3 protein-coding genes are annotated in these 2,524 nt (G+C 60.3%); 2 read left to right on the top strand and 1 reads right to left on the bottom strand.

Translation table 11 applies throughout. The features are described from left to right. A complete protein-coding gene (gene ltrA, locus JQ624_RS38225) occupies positions 1-1,461 on the top strand; it encodes a group II intron reverse transcriptase/maturase (protein WP_409334429.1) in 1,461 nt (486 codons plus the stop codon). A gap of 192 nt (positions 1,462-1,653) precedes the next feature. Here the strand turns inward: ltrA and JQ624_RS38220 are convergent, their stop codons facing one another. Next, positions 1,654-2,160, bottom strand: a complete 507-nt coding sequence (locus tag JQ624_RS38220) for an NUDIX domain-containing protein (protein ID WP_212424015.1) — start codon at positions 2,158-2,160, stop codon at positions 1,654-1,656. A gap of 154 nt (positions 2,161-2,314) precedes the next feature. Here JQ624_RS38220 and JQ624_RS38215 point away from each other — a divergent pair. Beyond that, on the top strand, positions 2,315-2,524 hold a 210-nt coding region (locus JQ624_RS38215; RefSeq protein WP_212424014.1), incomplete at its 3' end, for a hypothetical protein.

The raw sequence follows: 2,524 nt of genomic DNA, 5'->3' as shown, positions 1-2,524 counted from the left end.
GTGAGTCAGCAAAGCACGGGCCGGGCACAGTACCGGGGAACCGTGTCACAGGCGCTGGCGCGCATACGGCAAGCTGCAAGGCAAAGGAAGAAGGAGAAGTTCACCGCGCTCTTCCATCACGTCAGTATTGATCACCTCGCAGAGGCATTCTCTGAACTCAAGGAGAATGCTGCAGCTGGAGTGGACGGGCTGACATGTCGGGACTACGAGCAGCACCTTGAGCGCAATCTTGAGGACCTGCATGCTCGCGTCCATCGGGGAGCGTATCGGGCACTACCGTCGCGGCGGGTGTACATACCCAAGCCGGATGGTCGGCAACGCCCGATCGCGGTCGCCGCCCTTGAGGACAAGATCGTCCAGAGGACTACGGCTGCGGTGCTGAGCGCGATCTACGAGGAAGATTTCCTCAGGTTCTCGTATGGGTTCCGACCCGGACGCAGCACGCACGCTCATGGTCGGGATCACCAGCACAAAGGTGACTGGATACTGGACGCCGACATCCGCTCGTTCTTCGACACAGTGAGCCAGGAGTGGCTCATCAAGTTTGTGGAACATCGCGTCGGCGACCGACGCATCATCCGCCTGATCCAGAAATGGCTCAAGGCAGGCGTCCTGGAAGACGGGATCGTGACGGTCAGTGACAAGGGGACCGGGCAGGGATCGGTGATCTCACCGCTTCTGGCCAATCTCTACTTGCACTACGCCTTCGACCTCTGGGCCGAGCGCTGGCGAAGGCGTGAGGCTGCGGGCAATATGATCATCGTGCGCTATGCCGACGACCTCATTGTTGGCTTTGAGCACGAGACCGACGCCCGTCGCTTCCTCGACGAGATGCGTAAGCGGTTACAGGAGTTTGCACTGTCGCTTCATTCGGAGAAGACCCGGCTGATCGAGTTTGGACGCTTCGCGGTGGAAAACCGCAAGCGGCGCGGGCTCGGCAAACCGGAGACCTTCACCTTCCTGGGCTTCACCTTTATCTGCGGCAAAACTCGTCGGGGCAAATTCCAAATCAAACGGAAGTCCCGGCGGGATCGCATGCAGGCAAAGTTGCAAGCCATCAAACAGGAACTGCGACGGAGCATGCATCAGCCGATTCCCCAGCAGGGAAGATGGTTGCAGCAGGTCGTCACCGGCTACTTCAACTACCACGCGGTGCCGACAAACAGTTCGACACTGACCGCGTTCCTATTCCACGTCACCAATCTCTGGCGGCGCACGCTACGGCAGCGGAGTCAGAAAGACTGGACGACCTGGGAGCGGATCAAGCGGTTGGCCGACGACTGGCTCCCGAAACCGCGAATCCTTCATCCGTGGCCAGAGAGTCGCTCCACCGTTAGACACCCAAGGTGGGAGCCGTATGCCCGAATTGGGCCCGTACGGATCTGTGCGGGGGGGGGGCGCGAGGTAACTCGCGTCCCTACCGCGAAAGTCTCCGTGGTCCAGCCAAACCGACGCGAATGACCCGATTCAGACATGGGCGGCCAATCTTTGCTGTGACGCACAACACAGCCCCTCATGCAAATGATGTGGTAGGGTATGGTTGTCGCTCCCAAGCCGTGCCTTTGACATTCGCACCATCGGTCGCCATCCGCTCGCGTCGGTCGGAAGCTTTCAGCCTTCAAGGATCGTGAACATGGCAGTAGCGTTGCGCGGTCACTCTAAATGGCAACCCGGCGGAATCGTCCTGCCGAGATAGACGGCGACCGGCCCGGTCAGTGCCATGCCGCGCAACTCACTCGGCGATATCAGCCGTGCGCCGATGATCTCGCGGTTGTCGAGCTGTAACTCGGGCAGCCGATCCAGTCGTAGTTCAAAGAAATGCACTTTATCTTTTCGCCCGTCCCAGAGGCCCCAGGCGTCGCCCACGGCGACCAGCGGGAATGCTCCGGCGAGGCCGATCTCTTCTGCCAGCTCGCGCCGAGCCGCTTCTTCAGGCGTCTCACCCTGCCGGACAGTGCCGCCGGGGAAGTTCCATTCGATCCTATACGACGAGCGCACCAGCAGTAGCGCCTGACCGACGTAGACAGCCACAAGCGCCCCCTCATGCTGCTGGTGCCGCAGTCGCCACCAGATGCGGGCAAGCGGGAAACCGACGCGGTATGCTGTCCGCCAGGCAGCGTCGAGAAGCGTGGAACGTCGAGCTTGTCCAAGGTCTGACATGGATCAACCTCTACTACCTTTGCCGGTAAGAGGGACAGCTTTTCGCCGGCACTGGGTCTCGGGCTGTTGTCCCAGCTACATCTTGTGGTGCCCCTGAAGCCGAGCCGTCGACATTCGAACGATGCCCACCTCCATATTGCTGCGAGCCGACCAGGTGATCGAAGAGGCCTGCTTGCTGCAGCGCATGAGTCTGTTTTTGTGCACGTTTGAGACATGCCGACCGGCTTTGAAATTGTCTGCTTATCGGGGTGACCGGAAGTCTGCGACGCAGGGTCAAAACGACGAGATTGACCCACATGTATGGTCCGGCCGCGCGTTGCAAGAAGATTTCGCCGAGTTGGCGGTGAGCGGTCTTGCATCAATG

It is taken from the genome of Bradyrhizobium sp. AUGA SZCCT0283 (genome assembly GCF_018130385.1).
GTDB lineage: Bacteria > Pseudomonadota > Alphaproteobacteria > Rhizobiales > Xanthobacteraceae > Bradyrhizobium.
Note: the sequence above shows the minus strand (reverse complement) of the source record. Positions and strands in the feature narration are given on the sequence as shown.